17 protein-coding genes are annotated in these 19,920 nt (G+C 58.1%); 12 read left to right on the plus strand and 5 right to left on the minus strand.

What is annotated here, in order from left to right; all coding sequences use genetic code 11:
* Nucleotides 1-3: 3 nt before the first annotated feature.
* From araD1 to chvE, 4 genes are all read right to left on the minus strand, one after another.
* Entirely contained in the window at nucleotides 4-972 is a 969-nt protein-coding gene (gene araD1, locus ACSBLW_RS00675; RefSeq protein WP_435258331.1) for an AraD1 family protein, read from the minus strand.
* A gap of 8 nt (nucleotides 973-980) precedes the next feature.
* On the minus strand, nucleotides 981-2,153 hold the full coding sequence (mmsB, locus tag ACSBLW_RS00680) for a multiple monosaccharide ABC transporter permease (RefSeq protein ID WP_435258332.1): 1,173 nt from the start codon (nucleotides 2,151-2,153) through the stop codon (nucleotides 981-983).
* A 1-nt stretch (nucleotide 2,154) separates the two neighbouring features.
* The gene (gene mmsA / locus ACSBLW_RS00685; protein WP_435258333.1) at nucleotides 2,155-3,696 is read right to left on the minus strand and encodes a multiple monosaccharide ABC transporter ATP-binding protein; all 1,542 of its coding nucleotides are present in this window, start codon (nucleotides 3,694-3,696) and stop codon (nucleotides 2,155-2,157) included.
* A 65-nt stretch (nucleotides 3,697-3,761) separates the two neighbouring features.
* Complete coding sequence (gene chvE / locus ACSBLW_RS00690) at nucleotides 3,762-4,808, minus strand: multiple monosaccharide ABC transporter substrate-binding protein (protein WP_435259997.1); 1,047 nt, start codon at nucleotides 4,806-4,808, stop codon at nucleotides 3,762-3,764.
* A gap of 162 nt (nucleotides 4,809-4,970) precedes the next feature.
* Between chvE and ACSBLW_RS00695 the strand changes: the two genes are divergently transcribed.
* The 3 genes from ACSBLW_RS00695 (at nucleotide 4,971) to ACSBLW_RS00705 (ending at nucleotide 9,237) form a co-directional block, all read left to right on the plus strand.
* Nucleotides 4,971-5,933, plus strand: coding sequence for a LysR family transcriptional regulator (locus tag ACSBLW_RS00695; protein ID WP_435258334.1), 963 nt, complete (start codon nucleotides 4,971-4,973; stop codon nucleotides 5,931-5,933).
* 578 nt (nucleotides 5,934-6,511) lie between these two features.
* Nucleotides 6,512-7,273: a 2OG-Fe(II) oxygenase gene (locus ACSBLW_RS00700; RefSeq protein ID WP_435258335.1), complete on the plus strand. Its 762-nt coding sequence runs from the start codon at nucleotides 6,512-6,514 to the stop codon at nucleotides 7,271-7,273.
* 125 nt (nucleotides 7,274-7,398) lie between these two features.
* The gene (locus tag ACSBLW_RS00705; protein WP_435258336.1) at nucleotides 7,399-9,237 is read left to right on the plus strand and encodes an AAA family ATPase; all 1,839 of its coding nucleotides are present in this window, start codon (nucleotides 7,399-7,401) and stop codon (nucleotides 9,235-9,237) included.
* A 16-nt stretch (nucleotides 9,238-9,253) separates the two neighbouring features.
* Here the strand turns inward: ACSBLW_RS00705 and ACSBLW_RS00710 are convergent, their stop codons facing one another.
* The gene (locus ACSBLW_RS00710; RefSeq protein WP_435258337.1) at nucleotides 9,254-10,114 is read right to left on the minus strand and encodes a GntR family transcriptional regulator; all 861 of its coding nucleotides are present in this window, start codon (nucleotides 10,112-10,114) and stop codon (nucleotides 9,254-9,256) included.
* A 195-nt stretch (nucleotides 10,115-10,309) separates the two neighbouring features.
* Between ACSBLW_RS00710 and ACSBLW_RS00715 the strand changes: the two genes are divergently transcribed.
* The 9 genes from ACSBLW_RS00715 to ACSBLW_RS00755 all read left to right on the plus strand — a co-directional run bounded on the left by ACSBLW_RS00715 (nucleotide 10,310) and on the right by ACSBLW_RS00755 (nucleotide 19,774).
* Entirely contained in the window at nucleotides 10,310-11,326 is a 1,017-nt protein-coding gene (locus ACSBLW_RS00715; RefSeq protein ID WP_435258338.1) for a zinc-binding alcohol dehydrogenase family protein, read from the plus strand.
* Entirely contained in the window at nucleotides 11,323-12,828 is a 1,506-nt protein-coding gene (locus tag ACSBLW_RS00720) for a sugar ABC transporter ATP-binding protein (protein WP_435258339.1), read from the plus strand. Before ACSBLW_RS00715 ends, ACSBLW_RS00720 begins: the two co-directional genes overlap by 4 nt.
* Before the next feature lie 16 nt (nucleotides 12,829-12,844).
* Nucleotides 12,845-13,849, plus strand: a complete 1,005-nt coding sequence (locus tag ACSBLW_RS00725) for an ABC transporter permease (protein ID WP_435258340.1) — start codon at nucleotides 12,845-12,847, stop codon at nucleotides 13,847-13,849.
* 85 nt (nucleotides 13,850-13,934) lie between these two features.
* Nucleotides 13,935-14,864 (plus strand): ABC transporter substrate-binding protein, encoded by a 930-nt coding sequence (locus ACSBLW_RS00730; protein WP_435258341.1) that lies wholly within the window; start codon nucleotides 13,935-13,937, stop codon nucleotides 14,862-14,864.
* A gap of 79 nt (nucleotides 14,865-14,943) precedes the next feature.
* Nucleotides 14,944-15,738 (plus strand): SDR family oxidoreductase, encoded by a 795-nt coding sequence (locus tag ACSBLW_RS00735; protein ID WP_435258342.1) that lies wholly within the window; start codon nucleotides 14,944-14,946, stop codon nucleotides 15,736-15,738.
* A gap of 9 nt (nucleotides 15,739-15,747) precedes the next feature.
* Nucleotides 15,748-17,256, plus strand: coding sequence for a UxaA family hydrolase (locus tag ACSBLW_RS00740; protein WP_435258343.1), 1,509 nt, complete (start codon nucleotides 15,748-15,750; stop codon nucleotides 17,254-17,256).
* Between the two features lie 87 nt (nucleotides 17,257-17,343).
* Nucleotides 17,344-18,081 (plus strand): SDR family oxidoreductase, encoded by a 738-nt coding sequence (locus tag ACSBLW_RS00745; protein WP_435258344.1) that lies wholly within the window; start codon nucleotides 17,344-17,346, stop codon nucleotides 18,079-18,081.
* A gap of 11 nt (nucleotides 18,082-18,092) precedes the next feature.
* Nucleotides 18,093-18,935: a fumarylacetoacetate hydrolase family protein gene (locus tag ACSBLW_RS00750; RefSeq protein WP_435258345.1), complete on the plus strand. Its 843-nt coding sequence runs from the start codon at nucleotides 18,093-18,095 to the stop codon at nucleotides 18,933-18,935.
* Nucleotides 18,936-18,937: 2 nt separating this feature from the next.
* The gene (locus ACSBLW_RS00755; RefSeq protein WP_435258346.1) at nucleotides 18,938-19,774 is read left to right on the plus strand and encodes an amidohydrolase family protein; all 837 of its coding nucleotides are present in this window, start codon (nucleotides 18,938-18,940) and stop codon (nucleotides 19,772-19,774) included.
* Nucleotides 19,775-19,920: the final 146 nt, after the last annotated feature.

The raw sequence follows: 19,920 nt of genomic DNA on the forward strand, positions 1-19,920 counted from the left end.
TCCTTACAATGCGCGAACTTTGGCAGTGCCGGGGACAGGGGCCGCAAAGCTGAGGTGGTTTCTAAGAGGCTGGCCAAATTCTGGCACGGCAATTTCAAACACATCGCCGGGCTCTGTCTTGATCCCATCGGCAAAGGACAGGGTAGCGGTCCCAAAGTAATGGACATGCAAGTCGCCGGGCTGGCGGAAGATGTCATATTTGAAGTGGTGGTGTTCCAGATTGGCAAAGCTGTGCGACATGTTCGCTTCGCCCGACAAAAACGGCTTTTCCCAAAGCGTTTTGCCGTTTCGAATGATGGCACTGGTCCCGCGAATATCCGTTGGCAGATCGCCGACAAGAATTTCAGGGCCATAAGACGCCACTCGCAGTTTGGAATGTGCGAGCCAAAGGTAATTCACACGTTCAGTGACATGGTCTGAAAATTCATTGCCCAAGGCCCAGCCAATCCGATGTGGCGTCCCGTCGGGACCGATCAGGTAAATTCCGGCAATCTCTGGTTCTTCCCCACCATCTTCGGCAAAGCCCGGGGCCTTCAGGTCTGCACCGGGGGCGATGGCTGCGTGGCCGTTGCCTTTGTAAAACCACTCCGGTTGTGCCCCGACCTCACCCTCTGGCGGACGACCGCCTTCCAGCCCCATGCGGAACATCTTCATGCTATCCGTCAGGGTTTCCGCGCCAGCAAGTTTGGCATGCATGGCATCACGGGCCGAAGCCGACCCAAGATGGGTCAGACCCGTGCCTGTCAGATGCAGATGTGCAGGATCGGGATGGCTGACCGGCAGATCAAAAGTTGCTGTAGCTAAGTCAACCGTCGCACCAAGCCCGCGCCTTTCGACCTCGGTCTTAAGGTCGTGGCCTGCCAGAATAGCTGCGTTCGCCAACTCATAAACGGATGCCGTATTCAGGACGATCCTGGCTGCGTCGCCTTGGCGGGCCACAACACCCGCGCCTTTTACTGTCGAAAGATGCATGTTCTTGCTCACTTATTCTTATTGTAGACGTCAAAGACAACGGCAGCCAAAAGCACCAAGCCCTTGATCATCTGCTGATAGTCGATGCCGACGCCAAGGATCGACATGCCCATGTTCATGACGCCCATGATCAGGGCGCCAATCACCACGCCGATGATCTTGCCCGATCCGCCTGCCATGGATGCCCCACCAATGAAGACGGCGGCGATAGCATCCAGTTCAAATCCTGTTCCGGCCTTTGGAGTTGCGCTGTTCAGGCGGGCCGTCACCATCATCCCGGCCAAAGCCGCCAGCATCCCCATGTTGACAAAGCAGAAGAACACCAGCCTCTCGGTCCGAATTCCCGAAAGCTTGGCAGCCTTTTCGTTGCCCCCGACGGCATAGATCCTGCGTCCCTGCACGGTGTTTTCCGTGAAGAAAGCATAGATGACGATCAGCACGGCAAGCACGACCAGCACGTTTGGCAGGCCGCGGAAGCTGGCCAATTGCCAACCCACAAAGGCCATGGCAGCCGCGATGATGGCGGTGCGGCCCCAGAACAGGCCATTCGGTTCAGGCGTGATCCCGAATTCCATGTCGCGCCGCCGTGCCCTAAGGCCAATCCAGACCACGATGCAAATCGCAATGGCCGCAATCATCAGGGTCAGCCCATGCGGCTTTGTCAGCCCGGTCAAGTCCGGGATAAAGCCCGATGACATCGCCTGAAACTCTTTGGGGAAGGGGCCGATGTTCTGGCCACCCAAGAGCCAAAGGGTAGCCCCCCGAAAGACCAGCATTCCGGCAAGGGTGACGATGAAACTCGGAATGCGCCAATAGGCGACCCAATAGCCCTGTGCGGCCCCGATCAGGGCTCCGACGCATAGGGTCAGCGGAATGACCGCATAGACGGGCAGCTTCAGGTCAACGGTCAGCCATGCGGCAACCGCCCCCGTAAAGGCAGCGACAGACCCCACCGAAAGGTCGATATGCCCGGCGACGATGATCAGAAGCATCCCAAGTGCAAGGATGATCACATGACCATTCTGCAAAAAGATATTGGTGATGTTCGGCGCCTGCAGGAACATCGGCTTGCCCTGCAGTCCCACCAGAACTGAAAACAGGACCACAATCGCAACCAATGCCAAAAGCATTCCATTTTCGCGCAGGTGTCCGCCAAGCGCACTCTGTTTGCCATCTGCCATTCTAAGCCACCTTCTCCGCGTCTTTTCCGACGTCTTTTACAATCAAAGCCATGATCTTTTCCTGGCTCGCTTCTTCGCGGGTCAGTTCGCCGACGATGCGGCCTTCGTTCATCACATAAATACGGTCGCACATGCCCAACAGTTCGGGCATTTCGCTGCTGATCATCAGAACGCCGCGGCCCTGTTCGGCCAGTTCTTTCATGATCGTATAAATTTCGAACTTGGCCCCCACGTCGATCCCGCGCGTGGGCTCGTCAAGGATAAGCAGTTCCGGGTTTGTAAACAGCCACTTGGACAGCACGACCTTTTGCTGATTGCCTCCGGAAAGGTTCACGACCTTCTGGTAGACACCGGGGGTCCGGATGGCCAATTGCTGGCGATATCCCTCGGCCACCTGCGCTTCCCGACGCTTGTCCAGAACAGATCGGGTTGCGATACCGAAAAGGTTTGCGAGGCTGATGTTCTTGAGGATGGGTTCTTCAAGGATCAAGCCCAAGGCTTTGCGATCCTCGGTCACATAGGAAATGCCGGCCTCAATCGCCTTTGGCACCGTCGAGACATCGACGGGCTTCCCGTTCATCTTGACTGTTCCGGAATGACCTTTGCCATAGCTCCCACCAAAGAGAGACATGGCCAGTTCCGTGCGTCCCGTGCCCATAAGGCCCGCAATGCCAACGATTTCGCCCTTGCGGACATTCAGCGACACGCCCTTGATCATTTGCCGCCCGGATTGCTCGGGATGCCAGCATGACCAATTCTCGACCTCGAACAGAACGTTCCCCGGATTAGGGCTGCGTTCCGGATAACGATGCGCCATGTCGCGGCCCACCATGTCTCGGATAATGCGGTCTTCCGAGATTTCATCCTTTGACAGGGTCGAGACCGAGGTCCCGTCCCGGATCACCGTGATCCGGTCTGCGACACGGGCAATTTCATTCAGCTTGTGACTGATGATGATTTGCGTCACGCCGCGGCCTTTCAGTTCCAGCATGAGTTCAAGAAGCCGGTCGGCATCGGCTTCCTGCAGGGCAGCAGTAGGTTCATCAAGGATCAAAAGCTTGACGTTCTTGGAAAGCGCCTTTGCGATTTCGATCAACTGCTGTTTGCCGACGCCAAGCTTGCCAACAATCGCGCTGGGTGGTTCGCGCAAGCCAACTTGACGCAGCAGGGCTTCGGTTTTCTGAAATGCCATCGGCCATGAAATCACACCACGGGATGCCACTTCGTTGCCCATGAACAGGTTCTCGGCGATCGACAACAAAGGGATCAGCGCAAGTTCCTGATGGATGATGATAATGCCTTTTTCTTCGCTGTCGCGAATAGAGCGATTGCGAAGTGGCTGACCAAGATAGCGTATTTCGCCGTCAAAGCTGCCGTGTGGATAGACACCTGACAGCACCTTCATCAAGGTCGATTTGCCGGCACCGTTTTCCCCGCAAATCGCGTGGATTTCGCCAGCCTCGACCGTCAGGCTAACCTGATCAAGCGCCTTTACGCCTGGGAAGACCTTCGAGATCTCCCGCATTTCCAGAAGTGTGGACATGTTTCCTCCCCCCAAGGGGAACCCGCCTGCACGGGAGCATGTGCAGGCGGATCCCGGAGATCAGCTTAGTTCAGCTGATCAGCGGTATAATAACCCGAACCGACAAGGACGGCCTCATAGTTCGAAAGATTTACGGAAACCGGCTCCAGCAGGTACGACGGTACGACTTTGACACCGTTGTCATAGGTCGATGTGTCGTTGATCTGCGGCTCACCACCGCTCAGCACAGCGTCAACCATGCCAACCGTTACTTTCGCCAGTTCGCGCGTGTCTTTGAAGATGGTCGAATACTGCTCGCCCGCGATCATCGACTTGACCGAGGGGATTTCTGCGTCCTGACCCGTCACGATCGGGGTTTTTAGATCGCCCGAGCCATAGCCCACGCCCTTAACTGAGGACAGGATCCCGATTGACAGGCCATCATAGGGTGACAGCACTCCATGCAGGGTCTTGTCGCCGTAGTTGGACGACAAAAGGTTGTCCATGCGGGCCTGAGCAACAGCCCCGTCCCAACGCAGGGTTCCGACCACATCCATACCCATTTGGCCCGACGGGATAACAATGTCGCCCGATGCAATCAGCGGATCCAGAACGGACATTGCGCCATTGTAGAAGAAGAAGGCGTTGTTGTCGTCCGGCGAGCCGCCAAACAGTTCCACGTTCCATGGCTTCACATCACCAAACCGCTCTTTCAGGCCAGCAACGAGGGACTCTGCCTGCTGTACGCCAACCTTGAAGTTGTCGAAGGTCGCGTAATAGTCGACCGAACCGGAATCACGAATCAGACGGTCATAGGCGATGACCTTGATCCCTTGGGCGGCGGCGTTATCGAGAGCATTCGACAGGGTGGTTCCGTCGATTGCAGCAATTACCAGCGCCTTGACGCCCGACGAGATCATGTTTTCGATTTGCGCCAACTGGGTTGGAATGTCGTCTTCGGCATATTGCAGGTCGGCAACGTAACCTGCGTCGGTGAAGGCCTTCACCATCGATTCCCCGTCTGAAATCCAGCGCGAAGAAGATTTGGTTGGCATGGCAATCCCGACGGTGCCCTTGTCTTGGGCAAAGACCGGCATTGCGGCCAAAACGGCGGTGGAGCCGGCAAGAGCCATAAGGCCGCGGCGTGTCAAATTCATCTGTTTCCTCCCGATGAGTTCGTCAGTGCATCCGGTTTGGGCGGAGTTGCATGTCCCTGCCAACGGATGGGCAGAAATTGACTCCAAGTCATATACCTGTCAAATACTGATGCTCGATATATTCATATCGGAAATGTCATGAGTCAGACGAGCAGAAGCCTTGTATCCTCCCTTCGTCGGTTAAAGCCCACGCAGCTACGCTTGATGGCGGCTCTTGGGGATGGGGACGATTTGGGGCGCTGTGCCGAAAGGATTGGCGTTTCGCAGCCAGCGGCCTCGCGCCTACTTGCCGAAATGGAAGAAGTCTTGGGTCTTCCTCTGCATGAGCGTCAGGGCCGTGGAATCCGGCTGACTGTAGCTGGTTTGGCGCTTGCCCGCCGTGCTGCGCGAATTCAAATCGAACTGACCGATGCAGCCCGAGAAGTGTCAGAGGCTGCAACGGGCAGTGCTGGTACCGTCAGGGTAGGTGCCGTGACCGGCCCCGCGCTGAGTATCGTGATGCCTGCAATCATTGAACTGCAGGAAAGTTTTCCAAGCATCCTCGTCGAGGTCACCGTCGCGACGTCGGTTGCGCTTTGCGAGCAATTGCGCGCGGGTCATCTTGATTTCGCGCTTGCACGGCCCGGCACGAATGACGTCATGCTTGAGGCCAAGATGATCGGTGACGAGCCGCTTTCCATTGCGGTACGCCGCGGCCACCCACTTGTCATGCTTCCTGAGATCAGAGTTGATGATCTTCTGGCCTACGACTGGATTCTTGGTCCCGATGACACTTTGCTTACGCAGACGGTCATGACTCGGTTGGCCGAATTGGACCTGCCTGGACCAAAACGGCGAATTTCGACCTCGTCGTTCCTGTTTACGCTGGCCCTCCTGAACCAGACCAACGCCATCGCACCCTTGGCCCGATCAGTTGTAGAGAGCTTTTCTGGTAATCCCTCTATGCCCTTTGTTGCCTTACCAATGGATCTTGGCCTAAACGTCGCGCCCTTCAATATGGTCACGCGGATTGATTCACGCCTTACTCCTTCTGCGCACCGCCTGATGGAAGCAATTCTTGCCCGTACAGACGCTGTTCGGCCAAGTCAGAACTTGGTCTGATACTCTGAAACTGATCATGGCTGATCAAAAGCAAGTCCGATGCCCCAGTGGTTTTCGCCGCGCCGGGGTGCTGTTTGTCTATTTCTCAAATCGCCCTAAAACCCGAATCTAAGAGGAAAGGGCTTCGTTCGGTTTTTACCCGATCTCGTCAAAACAATGCCCGACCAGATCCAATTTGTTGTGGAAAACAAGTGCGGTAACTTTCAAGTAATCTGTAGGATTGTTGTCGGTGGCACCCGTTACGAAATTTGGTTTGATTGTTCTGCTGCAAAATTCCGTACCAATGCCCCCAGGCACATCCGCTTCTCCGCGCCGTGAAGATTTATCAGAAAGGTCGAGGAAGGCGATTTTAAGAGTAAGGGCGTCCCCACTCTTCCTGCAGCTTCCGTGGCGCGCTCTGCACCGACTCCCGATACAGTTGATCGCACGCTTGCCACGTCTTCAGGGCGCAGGTGGGCTTGTGTCGTAGTTCCCATTTGTCATTCCTCAGTTCTGGAGCGGCCTATCGCTGATATTGGTCAAAAAATATTGCCAATTCGGCAATTTTGTGTAAGCGCTTGGCTCGAATGGGGGCTGATATGCAGAAACCGATCCTTGACCATGCCCGAGTCGTTGCACGCCTGACAGGTACGTTGCCTGATGGTGGCTATGAGGAAGACACACCGATCTACGCGGTGGACCTGCCAGACCTTCTTCGGCCAGAAAACGCCCCGCAACCGCATCGTGAAGAGGTCGACTTGGGTGGCAAGCTTGCCTTTACCCTTGAGGACGTCGCCACGCGTGAGGAATGCGCCCACTTGATCGCCGTGACCGAGGCACTTGGGTTTCGCGATGCAGCACCGGGCATCAACACGCCGCCCGGGATGCGCCGCAACAAGACGGTGCATTGGATCGCCCCAAAGATGGTCATGGCAGAGCTTTACCGCCGCGTTGCTCCTTTGCTCCCGCAAGAGATTGATGGCCGAAAGCTTTCACCGCTTCTAAGCCATCGGATCAACACCTATCGCTATGATAAGGGCGATGAATTCAACCTTCATATTGATGGCGATTGGCCCGGCTTTGGACTGTCTCAAGATGGGTCGTCCATGGTGCAATGGGCGGGCACGCATTCCATGCTGACGATGCTTCTTTACCTGAATGGTGCAGAGGACGGTTTGCAGGGCGGCAGCACCACCCTTTACGATCAGGGGGAACTGCGGGCCACAGTCACCCCGAAAACCGGGCGCTCCCTGTTCTTCCGGCATGGATCGAACCGCGATACGGTATTGCATGCTGGTGACCGCCTGACTGGCGACGTCCCCAAATATGTCGCCCGCATCAATGTGATGTACGATTTCTAGGACCGGTCGGGGCGATGGTCGCACGGCCTCCGGCCTTTGACTGCGCCGGAGGACAATTTTGCGCATGTCTTTGAACCGAGCCTCGGTGTAACAAAGGGGCGTGCCACAAAATCAGGGATAACGCATTGGCATTCTGGAAACAGGCGTCCACACCTGCCGTCGCTCATGAACCGCCCGCATGGTTCGAAGAATTCACTTCGGCCCGGCTTTACGCCCGCCACCTGGTTTTGACGGGCAATATCCGTGACATTTACCCGGTGTGGGCTGGCCATTCGGTCGAGTTTGTCGATGCCTTCGGGGCCATTGCCCGCCTGACGCGTGCCGAGGGGCAAGAGGCAACCTCCATCTTGCGCTTCGACCCCGTCGATGGTCTCAGCTCGGTCGGGGCGATCAGCGATGCGGTTTCGGCCTTTCTCGCCGAAGATCCGGCAAAGGGCTGGGTGTCGCCCCTTGACCAACTTAAAGACATTCACGCCCGACTTGCTGCGCGCCCTGATCTATCGGTTGCGCTTGTTGTCGACTACGCCTCGCATCTGGCCACAGGCGACGATGCCGATCTCGACTCCTTTTTCGTTGCGATCGACAAGCTCTCTTATGCCACGGAAAAGGACGCGCAGATTTCTCCCTCTCGCTGCGTGACCGTCTGGCTGGCCGACGAGATCGGCGATCTTCCAGCGTGGTTCACGATCGGCAATTCCGCCCTGCGCGAGGTCAATATTGATCTGCCCGATCTCGAGGCCCGCTTTCACTTTGCTGACCGCCTTGCCCGAGACACGGGAATCGAAAGTGGCGGCAACGATCCGGGGCGCCAATGGGCGCTTCAACAATTCGCCCTTGAAAGCGATGGGGAAACCCTGTCTGCCATGCGCGCCATCGCCACGGTGGCCCGGTTCGAAGGCATCAGTCTCGCCCATATTTCAGATGCAATCCGCATCTACCGCACCGGTTTGCGCCGCAATCCTTGGGGCTCTCAGGTGCTTGCCGACCGGGTCCGCCATGCGCAATCCCTGCTTGGGCAGCGGATCAAGGGGCAAGACCACGCGCTTGAACGTACCGTCGATATCCTCTCGCGTTCGCTTGTCGGCTTGTCCGGGGCGCAAAGCGGGGCGCGCCATTCCAAGCCGCGCGGCGTGATGTTCTTCGCTGGTCCCACGGGTGTCGGCAAGACCGAGCTTGCCAAGGCTCTGACAGAACTCTTGTTCGGCGATGAAACCGCATGTCATCGGTTCGATATGTCGGAATTCATGCAAGAGGCGGCCGTCACCCGTCTGATCGGCGCGCCCCCGGGTCATCCCGGCCATGACCGTGGGGGCGAGCTGGTAAACGCCGCGCTGCACCGCCCTTTCAGCGTTTTTCTCTTTGACGAGGTGGAAAAGGCTCATCCTCGCGTTCTCGACATCTTCCTTCAGATCATCGACGAAGGCCGCCTGACCGATGCCCGTGGTGCTACCGCTCATTTTTCTGAGGCGCTCATCATTTTCACCTCGAATATCGGCGTGATGAGCGGATCAAGCGAGACCAACCTCGGCATGAATATCCTGCCCTCAGACAGTCATCAGGAACTGGAGGACAAAATTCAGTCGGCCATCCGTGACCATTTCCGCAGAAAGCTGCAAAGGCCCGAACTGCTGAACCGGATCGGACCGAATATCATCGTCTTCGACTTCCTGTCCGGCGAGGCCGCGCTTGAAATCTTTGACGCCATCCTTGCGCGGGTAATCAAGGCGGTCAAAATCGAACGCGGGATCGCGGTCAACATCGACCCAAAGGCCCGCGAAACGCTTCGCTTCCTCTGCATCGAAGATTTCTTCGAAGGCGGGCGCGGCATCGGCAACCGGATAGAACGTTATTTCGTAAACCCACTGTCGCGAGAGATATTTGATCGTGACATCCGCACAGATTTCGATGTGCTTGACCTCTCCCTTGATGGGGACCGAACCAAGCTCACGCTGCATCAGCCCTGACTGTCAGGTAGGACATTCAGGCCAGCTTGTGATCGCGCAGTGATGACAACAGCGTTTCCTTCGATGTGGTCAAATGCGCCCGCGCAGCGGCCATGGCGGTGGGTTTGTCACGTTCTGCCAGCGCGTTGATGATCTGCAAATGCTCGCGAATGGCGGCCTCGTTTCGATGCCGTTCCAAGGCTTTGTCCCATTGATAATGGTAATGGAAAATCAGGCTGATCACCTTTTGAAACTCAGCCACGAAGCGGTTCTTCACCACCGAATTCAACAGACTATGAAATTGCCCATCCAGCGGCGAAAAGTCGTGAAAATCGGTTTCGATGCGTGCCAAGAGGTCAAGATGTTCTGTCCTGATCGTCTCCAGTTCTCCCCAAACGGAGTGCGTTTTCGGAAGTGCGATCAGCGTTGATAGCGCGTTGAGTTCAAGAACCTCGCGAAACTCCGAAAGCTCAATCGCGTAATCGGCCGTGAAGCCGACCAGAAGCCACCCCCCTTGTGGCCGACGCTCCACCAGCCCCGATTGCGAAAGGCTCGCCAGAAATTCCTGCAATTGATAGGGCAGCACGTTAAACTGACGGGCTAGTTGCGTCACATTCAGGGTCGTGCCGGCAGGCACATCAAACCGCAGAACCCAATCCAGAAATCGGCTCTCCAGCTCTTCACGACCGATGTAATCCTCCCGCAAGGAGAGGCTGTCCTTGGCATTCGGCGCGCGCAAAAGGCGTTTGTTTCGCCCATCGATTTCAATCACGCCAATTTCCGCCAATCGTGCCATAATGGCCCGCACCACGGTGCGCGAAACGCCAAGTTGCTCTGCCAGCTTCACTTCCGACGGCAGAGTGGCACCAACCGTCCCTTCCTGAAGAGTTTTCAGCAAGTCGTTGAAAGATTGCCGAAATCTCGTATCGCTTCGTGCCAAACCTCGTCCTCTCCCACTGCGGCTGACCCACCGTAAACTGTATTTATGATCTAAAAAATTAAAAACAGTTGGCAAGCCCTTTTCGTGCCTTCATGGTGTCGGCAATGGAGGATCCGGCCGCAGAGTCGGACAGAGGGTTAGGGAGGACGATCTATGGACGGCGGCGCCGCAGCAACAATGCTGTGCGGAACCTGTATGGCTCCGGGTCAGTTTGAGCTGGAGCCTCGTGCCGTGCCGTCCGAGGCACCTTCGGGCTGGGTCTTGGTGGATATCGACCGCGTCGGCCTTTGCGGCACCGATTACCATATCTTCGAGGGCAAGCATCCGTTCCTTGAATATCCCCGCGTCATCGGGCACGAACTTTCCGGCCACATCGCCCTGTCAGCAGAGGGCTGGCAAAAGGGGCAGGCGGTTGCGATCAACCCCTATGTGTCCTGTGGAACCTGCACCGCCTGTGCCAAGGGCAAACCGAATTGCTGCACCAGGATCTCGGTTTTGGGCGTGCATCGCGATGGTGGACTTTGCGCCCGTATCGCCGTGCCTGCGGGCAATCTGTATGACGCCGCGCAGATGCCGTCCGATCTGATCGTGCTGACCGAGTTTCTTGCCATCGGTGCCCATGCGGCGCGGCGTTCGCAACTTGGCGCGGGTGATCGCGTGCTTGTCACCGGGGCAGGGCCCATCGGCCTTGGCACGGCGCTTTTCGCACGGTTGCGCGGCGGCCATGTCACGCTGCGCGACATGTCGGAAAAGCGGCTTGCGGCGATGCAAGACTTCGGTTTTCACGAACTGCTGGGGCCGGACGCAGAATTGCCTGCCGATGGCTTTGATGTGGTCTTTGACTGCACCGGCAATGCCCGCGCCATTGAGGCAGGCTTTGCTCATGTGGCCCATGGCGGCACCTATGTCCTCGTCTCGGTCGTCAAGGACAACATCTCCTTTGCAGACCCTGAATTTCACAAGCGCGAAATGACCCTGATGGGCAGCCGCAACGCCACCGCCGAGGATTTCCAGACCGTCATGTCGGCCTTGGCCGAGGGCAAGATTGATGGCGCCAAGATCATCTCGTCCACGCTATCCTTGGCCGATCTGCCAGAGGCATTCCCGCGACTCGTCTCAGACCGAGAGACCCTGATCAAGGTCGTTATCCAAACCGGAGGCCAGCCATGACCGAATTGGTCAAGATGACCGCAATCGACAAGCATTTCCCGGGTGTTCACGCGCTGAAATCCGTGCATTTCAATCTGGTCGCAGGCGAGGTCCATGCGCTGATGGGCGAAAACGGCGCGGGCAAATCCACGCTGATGAAAATTCTGTCCGGCATCTACCAGCCCGATGGCGGCACACTGGAAGTCATGGGCAAGCAGGTGACCATCGACGGCCCGCAAGAGGCTCAGGCGCTTGGGATTGGCATCATCCATCAGGAACTCGCCCTGATGAACGATCTGACGGTCGCGCAGAACATGTTCATCGGCCGCGAACCGCGCCGCACCTTCGGCATGTTCACGGATGAAGCCCAGATGAACAAGGATGCGGCCGCCATCTTCAATCACATGAAGGTCGATATCGCCCCCGATACCGAGGTTGGCACCTTGACCGTCGCCCGTCAGCAATTGGTCGAAATCGCCAAGGCCCTGTCCTACAACGCCTCGGTCCTGATCATGGACGAACCGACCTCCGCCCTGAACGACACCGAGGTCGCCCACCTCTTCACCATCATCGACGAATTGAAATCCAAGGGCGTGGGCATCATCTACATCACCCACAAGATGGATGAGGTAAAGAGGATCGCCGACCGCGTCACGGTGATGCGCGACGGCGCCTATATCGACACGCTTCCTGCTGCGGAAACGCCGATGGCCACCGTCATTCAACTGATGGTCGGGCGCGAATTGGCCGATGTGCATCGGGCGGAAGGCGCGGGCACGTCGGAAGAAGTGCTGCGCGTAACCGGGCTGAACCGGGGGCGCGCGGTCCGCGATGTGAACTTCTCGCTGAACAAGGGCGAAATCCTTGGTTTTGCCGGGCTTATGGGGGCAGGGCGCACCGAAGTCGCGCGGGCCATCTTTGGCGCCGATCCGATCGACTCGGGGGAAATCCAGATCCACGGCAAAAAGGTCAAGATCGACCAGCCCAAAGACGCCGTCGGTCATGGCATTGCCTATCTGTCCGAGGACCGCAAACATTTCGGCCTCGTGACGGGCATGTCGGTGCGCGACAATGTAACGATGGCGTCATGGGATCGCTTCCGGTCAAAACTCGGCTTCATGCGTGACAATGATCTTCGCACGGTTGCCCGCGAATATGTGGCGAAACTGAAGGTAAAGACCCCCTCTATCGAGCAGGAAACCCGCCTCCTTTCCGGCGGCAATCAACAAAAGGTCGTCATCGCGAAATGGCTTTTGCGTGATTGCGACATCCTGATCTTCGACGAACCCACGCGCGGCATCGACGTGGGCGCAAAAGCCGAAATCTACCGCCTGCTGGAAAGCCTCGCGGCTGAAGGAAAGGCGATCATCGTGATCTCGTCCGAACTGCCAGAGATCCTGAGGCTGTCTCATCGTGTCGTGGTCATGTGCGAAGGCCGGATCACGGGGGAATTGGACGGCAAGACCACGACACAAGAAGAGATCATGACGCTTGCGACCAAGCGTCAGGCTTCCGCTGCCTGAACAGAAAGACAAGAGCATGTCCAACACTCAAAGCCAGACCGTCGCCACAGCCAAACCCGGAGTGCTGACGACCGCGACCTTGCAAAAGGCCGTTGCCTTCGTTGTGCTGGTCAGCCTGCTGATGTTCTTCTCCATTTTCGCGGCGAATTTCGCGGCGTGGAACAATATGGTCAACATCATGCAGGCCACGGCCGTGAACGGGGTGCTGGGGGTCGCTGTGACCTTTGTCATCATCTCGGGCGGCATTGATCTTTCCGTCGGCACCATGATGACGCTGACCGCCGTGTTTTCGGGCCTGATCCTGACCAATGCAGGTCTGCCTTTGCCCTTCGGCATCTTCGGGGCCATCGCGGGCGGCGGCATCATGGGGGCCATTTCCGGCACCGCCATCGCCAAGATGAAAATCCCGCCCTTTATCGCCACGCTGGGAATGATGCAGATTGCCCGCGGCCTTGCGCTGGTGTTTTCGGGCGCAAAGCCGATCTATTTCAACTCGACGCCCAGCTATCTTTACATCTCGTCCGAAAGCTCGATCACCCATCTGATCCCGGGGCTTGAGATCCCGAATGGCGTCATCATCATGTTTGTCGTGGCGATCATATCCTCTATCGTGCTGACGCGGTCGGTCCTCGGGCGATACATCTTTGCGTTGGGGTCAAACGAAGAGGCCGCGCGTCTGTCGGGCGTCAATGTCGACCGCTGGAAAATCATCACCTATGCGATCAGCGGCATGATCTGCGGTGTTGCGGGTCTTTTGGTCTCGTCGCGCCTGAATTCGGCCCAGCCTGCGCTCGGGCTTGGCTATGAACTCGATGCCATCGCCGCAGCCGTCATTGGCGGCACCTCGCTCTCGGGCGGGCGGGGCAGCATCACTGGCACCATCATCGGCGCCTTTATCATGTCTGTCCTGACCAATGGCCTACGGGTCATGGGGGTGCAGGAGGAATGGAAGATTGTCGTAACCGGTCTCATCATCATCGTGGCCGTCTACGTCGATATCGTGCTTCGCAAGAAGGCATGAAACCGGGCACGGGCGCCATCAAGACGCCCCCCCAACCAGCGAAGGCTAAACGCCTTTACCAACGTTCCCAGGGAGGAGAACACAAATGAAAAAGACTATGTTGACCTCGGTCATCGCGCTGACGGCGGGCATGTTTGCTGCCTCGGCTCAGGCCGAAACCTATTTCCCAATCATCGCCAAGGGCTTCAGCCACCAGTTCTGGCAGGCTGTAAAGGCCGGTGCGGAAGAAGCCGCTGCCCGCAATGGCGTGACCATCACCTTCGAAGGCCCGAACACCGAAGCCGAAATCGACAAGCAGACCGACATCCTGAACGCCGCCATCGCCAAGCAGCCAGCCGGTCTCGGCTTCGCCGCTCTGGACAGCCAAGCTCAGGTTCCCGCCCTGCAAAAGGCCGCTGATGCAGGCATCCCGATCGTCGCCTTCGACTCGGGCGTGGAAAGCGACCTGCCGCTGACCACCTGCACCACCGACAACCTGAACGCAGCCGGCGCGGCTGCCGACAAGATGGCCGAAGCCATCGGCGGCGAAGGTGAAATCGCGCTGGAAATCCACGACCAGACCTCGGCCACGGGCATCGGCCGTCGCGATGGCTTCGTGAACCGCATTCAGGAAAAATATCCCAACATCACCATCGTCGACATCAAATATGCCAACGATGCTCTGAAAGCGGCTGACGACATCAAGGCCACCCTGCAGGCTTATCCGAACCTGAAGGGCATCTTCGCCTCGAACGAAGGCGCAGCCATCGGCCTCGCCGTTGCCAAAAAGGAAACCGGTTCGCAGGTCGTCGCCATCGGCTACGACTCGGGCAAGACCCAAAAGGACGCCATCATGGATGGCACCCTGCTCGGTTCGATCACCCAGAACCCGGTCGGCATCGGCCAGTGCGTTGTAGACAGCCTTGCCAAGGCGCTGAAGGGCGAAACCCTGCCGAAGGTCGTCGACACCGGCTACTACTGGTACGACGCCACGAACATGAATGACCCGCAGGTGGCTGCGGTTCTTTACGACTGAGATCCCTCCCAAGGGAAAACCCGGGCGGCCCTGCGCGTTCCACGACAGTGGGGCCGCCCAACCAAAAAGGAAGACAAGAATGGATCTGGGCCTTCAGGGCAAAACCGTCATCGTCACCGGCGGGGCCTCGGGCATCGGGGCCGCGATCTCCATGGCGTTGGCCGAAGAAGGGGCGGTGCCTGTCATCTTCGCCCGCTCGACCCCATCTGACGATTTTCTGGCCAAACTCACCGCACTCTCCCCCCGGTCGGGCTGGGTGCACGCCGATCTTTCGCGCGATGACAACTGCCGCTCGGCGGTTGACCAGACCCGTGCGAAATGGGGCGCGATCTACGGCCTTGTGAACAATGCTGGCGCCAATGACGGCGTGGGCCTTGATGCCGGCCCCGAGGCGTTTCGCGCCTCGCTGGAACAAAACCTGATCCATTATTACACGCTGACCCACCTTTTGCGCGACGATCTGCGCGCCAGCAAAGGCGCCATCGTCAACATCAGTTCCAAAACCGCTGTCACCGGGCAGGGCGGCACCTCGGCCTATGTCGCGGCCAAGGCGGCGCAACTGGGCCTGACCCGCGAATGGGCCGCGGCCTTTGCCGCCGATGGCGTCCGCGTCAATGCGGTCATCCCGGCCGAAGTGATGACGCCGCTTTACCGCCGCTGGCTGGATACACTCCCCGATCCCGAGGCGAAGCTGGCCGAAATCACCGCCCGCATCCCGCTTGAGGCGCGGATGACGCTTGATACCGAAATGGCCGCCACCGTGGTCTTTTCGCTCTCCCCCAAAGCTGGTCATACCACTGGCCAATGGCTGTTTGTTGATGGCGGTTACACCCATCTCGACCGTGCCCTTTCGACCCTTGCCCCGCATTCCTAAAGGTTTTCCATGCCCATCTCCATTCGTCTGAACGCTGATGACAATGTCGATATCGCCTTGGCCGATCTGTTGCCGGGAACCGAAAACCTTGGCGTCACCACAACCGAGCGCATCGCGCGCGGCCATAAATTCGCCAACCGTGACATTGCCACGGGCGAGAACATCCGTCGCTATGGCCAGATCATCGGCGCTGCCACGCAAGACATTGCCAAGGGCGCGCATGTCCATGTCCACAACATCGCCATGTCGGACCATGCACAGGATTACGCCTTTTCTTCCGAAGTCCGTCCTTTGCCCAAACCCAGCGAACAGCGCACCTTCATGGGCTATCGCCGCCCCGATGGCACAGCGGGCACCCGCAATTATCTTGGCGTGCTGACCTCGGTAAACTGCTCTGGCTCGGTCGCCCGGTTCATCGCGGAAGAGGCCGAAAAGACCGACTGGTTCAAGGCGCTGAAGAACGTCGATGGCATCGTGCCGATCGCGCATGGCTCGGGCTGCGGCATGTCCGGCACGGATGAGGGCTATCAGACCCTGATGCGCACCCTGCAAGGCTATGCCCGCAACCCCAATTTCGGCGGCATCCTGCTGGTCGGCCTTGGCTGTGAAGTGCTGCAAATCCCCGATCTGGTCGGCAAAGGCCGGATGCGGGCCGATAACAACTTCCGCCATATGACCATTCAGCAAACCGGCGGCACCCGCCGCACCGTCGAACGCGGGATCGAAGCGTTGCGCGAAATGGCCGAGGTCGCCAATGCCTATGCCCGAGAACCCATCCCCGTGTCCGAACTGGTCATCGGCATGCAATGCGGCGGGTCCGATGGCTATTCCGGCATCACGGCAAACCCGGCGCTGGGCGTTGCCTCTGACCTGCTGGTCGCTCATGGCGGCACCACGATCCTGTCCGAAACCTCGGAAATCTACGGCGCCGAACATCTGCTGACCCGCCGGGCGGTTACGCCCGAGGTCGGGCAAAAGCTGATCGACCGCATCCTGTGGTGGGAAGATTACTGCGCCCGCAACAAAGGCGAGATGAACAACAATCCCAGCCCCGGCAATAAACGCGGCGGCTTGACCACGATCCTTGAAAAATCCTTGGGTGCGGTTGCCAAGGGCGGGTCGGCCCCGCTGGAAGACGTTTATCTTTTCGCCGAACAGGTCACGAAAAAGGGCTTCGTCTTTATGGACAGCCCCGGCTATGACCCAACCTCGGTGACGGGCCAGATCGCCTCTGGGTCCAACCTGATCGTCTTTACCACCGGGCGTGGCTCGGTTTCCGGCTACAAACCTGTTCCCTGCATCAAGGTCGCCACCAATTCCGAAATGTTCCGGCACATGGAAGAAGACATGGACCTGAACACGGGCGACATCATTGATCAGGGCGTCAGTCTGGAAGAGAAGGGCCGCGAGTTGTTCGAGATGTTCATTCGTGTGGCCAGTGGTGAGCAAACGAAATCCGAAGCGCTTGGTTTTGGCGGGGCCGAATTCGTGCCTTGGCAGATTGGCGCGGTGATGTGATCGTCGCCCTCTGTCCTTTCCGGCGTCAGCAATCTGTCTGCACGGGGGGTGTACAGGGGGTGTACAGAAGGCAGACAGGAAAAAACGATGGCAAGACTAGCAGGAAAGACGGCGCTGGTGACGGCGGCAGGGCAGGGGATCGGGCGGGCATCGGCCCTTGCCATGGCCCGCGAAGGCGCCCGTGTGATCGCCACGGATATCAACGCCGATGCGCTGCAAGCCCTTTCTGATCAAGGGCTTGAGACCCGCGTTCTGAATGTGCGCGACACTGGTGCCGTTCAGGCCTTGGCGGCAGAGCTGGGCGCGGTGGATGTACTTTTCAACTGCGCGGGCTTTGTCGCAAATGGCACGATCCTCGATTGTTCCGAAGACGAATGGGACTTTTCCTTCGATCTGAACGTCAAGGCTATGTATCGGATGAACAAGGCTTTTTTGCCGGTCATGATCGCGGCGGGCGGGGGCTCTATCATCAATATGGCTTCTGTCGCTTCTTCGATAATCGCGGCGCCAAACCGCTTTGTTTATGGCGCCACAAAGGCCGCCGTGATCGGCATGACCAAAGCCTTGGCCGCTGATTTCATTGGCAAAAACATCCGCTGCAACGCCATCTGTCCCGGCACGGTTGACACCCCCAGCCTGAACGACAGAATGCGCGCCAGTGGCGATTACGAGGCCGCGCGAAAAGCCTTCCTCGCCCGCCAACCCACTGGAAAGCTTGCACAAGCTGAAGATATCGCAGGTCTGATCGTGTTTCTCGCCTCAGACGAATCCGCCTTTGTCACCGGGGTCGCGCATGTGATCGACGGTGGCTGGAGCAATACCTGAAAGGACGACCCATGAAACTACTTCGCCATGGCCCTCGCGGCGCTGAACGCCCCGGTCTTTTGCATTCCGATGGCACCATCCGTGACCTGACAGGCATTGTCCCCGACATCGGCGGCGCTGTGCTTTCCGACGCGGGGCTTTCGGCCCTTCGCGGTATCGAGGCGGAAAAATTGCCCGTAGTTCAAGCTGATACGCGCCTTGGGGCCTGTGTGGCAGGAACCGGAAAATTCATCTGTATCGGTTTGAACTATGCCGACCACGCAGCAGAATCCGGAATGGCCGTGCCGCCCGAACCGGTAATCTTTATGAAAGCGACAAGCGCTATCTGTGGTCCGAATGACCCGATCATCATTCCGCGCGGGTCTGAAAAGACCGATTGGGAGGTTGAGTTGGGTGTCATCATAGGCACCAAGGCAAAATACGTCTCGGAAGCCGACGCAATGAACTATGTCGCCGGGTATTGCGTGTCGAACGACGTCTCGGAACGCGCCTTCCAAACTGAACGCGCCGGTCAATGGACCAAGGGCAAAAGCTGCGACAACTTTGGCCAGATCGGCCCATGGCTGGTCACCCGCGATGAAGTGGCGGACCCGCAGAACCTGAAGATGTGGCTGACCGTGAATGGCCAGACCATGCAAAATGGTTCAACAAAGACAATGGTTTACGGTGTGGCTCACGTCGTCAGCTACTTGTCGCAGTTCATGACGCTTCATCCCGGCGACGTGATTTCGACCGGCACTCCGCCCGGCGTCGGCATGGGGATGAAGCCGCCGCGTTACCTGAAAGCCGGCGAAGTCGTGGAACTTGGCATCGAAGGTCTGGGCCAGCAGCGGCAGGACGTCATCGCCGACTGACCATGCAGCTGATTGACACACATCAGCATCTGATCCTGCGCGGTCGTCTGGGATATTCCTGGACGGCCGGCATTCCGGCTTTGGCGGAAAAGGCTTTTACGCCAGAGGATTACGCGGCGCTAACGCGCGATAAGGGCTTTATCGGAACGGTCTTTATGGAGGCCGGAGTTGACGATGCCGATTATCAGGCAGAGGCGCGCTACGTTGCCGGTTTGGTCGGGCAGGGTGGCATGTTGGGCCAGATTGCCTCGTGCAGACCAGAGCTGGATGAAGGCTTTGATGCGTGGATCGAGGAATGTGATCGCCTACATGTTGTCGGTTTTCGCCGCATCCTGCACGTTGTTGATGAGGCCATCTCGCAGTCTGAAACCTTCCGGCGCAATCTTCGGAAAATTGGCCGAAAGGGATTGCCTTTTGACCTTTGCTTCTTCGCGCGTCAGCACGGACTTGCCGAGGATCTGCTAATGGCCTGCCCGGATCAGGTTTTTGTGCTCGATCACTGCGGCAACCCCGACATCGCCTCGGGGGCCTTCGCGTCCTGGGCAGAAAGCCTAAAGCGTCTGGCAGAATTTCCCAATCTTTACATAAAGTTCTCGGGTATTCCGACAAATTGCGCGGCGCGGCCCGTCACGGCGGAAATGCTTCGACCTTACACGGATCATTTGCTTGCCTGTTTTGGCCCGGAAAGAACGCTCTGGGGCGGAGATTGGCCTGTGGTCGACATTAATGCCAGCCTGCCAGAGTGGATTGATCTGACGCGGGAGTTGTGTCGCGACCTTTCGGCTGACGAACAACGATCACTGGGCGTCGACACGGCTCGGCGCGTTTATCGGGTCTGAATTCAGGTTCGTTAAAGTGCTTTGTGAATGTCCAACGTACAGACGAATGGCGTTTTCAGTTACTCCGTGGACGCACGGCCTCGCTGCGCGTGCCGGCGCGAAGCGCCTTGAATAGCTTCGCGTGACCCTTTTCCTCGGCTGGCTCC

The organism is Thioclava sp. FR2, assembly GCF_051200875.1.
Lineage (GTDB): Bacteria > Pseudomonadota > Alphaproteobacteria > Rhodobacterales > Rhodobacteraceae > Pseudotabrizicola.

Coding starts and splice junctions, on each gene's coding strand:
- ACSBLW_RS00720 (WP_435258339.1), top strand. CDS start 11,323: ATGACCGAATTGGTCAAGATGACCGCAATCGACAAGCATTTCCCGGGT.
- araD1 (WP_435258331.1), bottom strand. CDS start 972: ATGCATCTTTCGACAGTAAAAGGCGCGGGTGTTGTGGCCCGCCAAGGC.
- ACSBLW_RS00735 (WP_435258342.1), top strand. CDS start 14,944: ATGGATCTGGGCCTTCAGGGCAAAACCGTCATCGTCACCGGCGGGGCC.
- mmsA (WP_435258333.1), bottom strand. CDS start 3,696: ATGTCCACACTTCTGGAAATGCGGGAGATCTCGAAGGTCTTCCCAGGC.
- ACSBLW_RS00715 (WP_435258338.1), top strand. CDS start 10,310: ATGGACGGCGGCGCCGCAGCAACAATGCTGTGCGGAACCTGTATGGCT.
- ACSBLW_RS00700 (WP_435258335.1), top strand. CDS start 6,512: ATGCAGAAACCGATCCTTGACCATGCCCGAGTCGTTGCACGCCTGACA.
- ACSBLW_RS00745 (WP_435258344.1), top strand. CDS start 17,344: ATGGCAAGACTAGCAGGAAAGACGGCGCTGGTGACGGCGGCAGGGCAG.
- ACSBLW_RS00755 (WP_435258346.1), top strand. CDS start 18,938: ATGCAGCTGATTGACACACATCAGCATCTGATCCTGCGCGGTCGTCTG.
- chvE (WP_435259997.1), bottom strand. CDS start 4,808: ATGGCTCTTGCCGGCTCCACCGCCGTTTTGGCCGCAATGCCGGTCTTT.
- ACSBLW_RS00750 (WP_435258345.1), top strand. CDS start 18,093: ATGAAACTACTTCGCCATGGCCCTCGCGGCGCTGAACGCCCCGGTCTT.
- ACSBLW_RS00740 (WP_435258343.1), top strand. CDS start 15,748: ATGCCCATCTCCATTCGTCTGAACGCTGATGACAATGTCGATATCGCC.
- ACSBLW_RS00725 (WP_435258340.1), top strand. CDS start 12,845: ATGTCCAACACTCAAAGCCAGACCGTCGCCACAGCCAAACCCGGAGTG.
- mmsB (WP_435258332.1), bottom strand. CDS start 2,153: ATGGCAGATGGCAAACAGAGTGCGCTTGGCGGACACCTGCGCGAAAAT.
- ACSBLW_RS00695 (WP_435258334.1), top strand. CDS start 4,971: ATGAGTCAGACGAGCAGAAGCCTTGTATCCTCCCTTCGTCGGTTAAAG.
- ACSBLW_RS00730 (WP_435258341.1), top strand. CDS start 13,935: ATGAAAAAGACTATGTTGACCTCGGTCATCGCGCTGACGGCGGGCATG.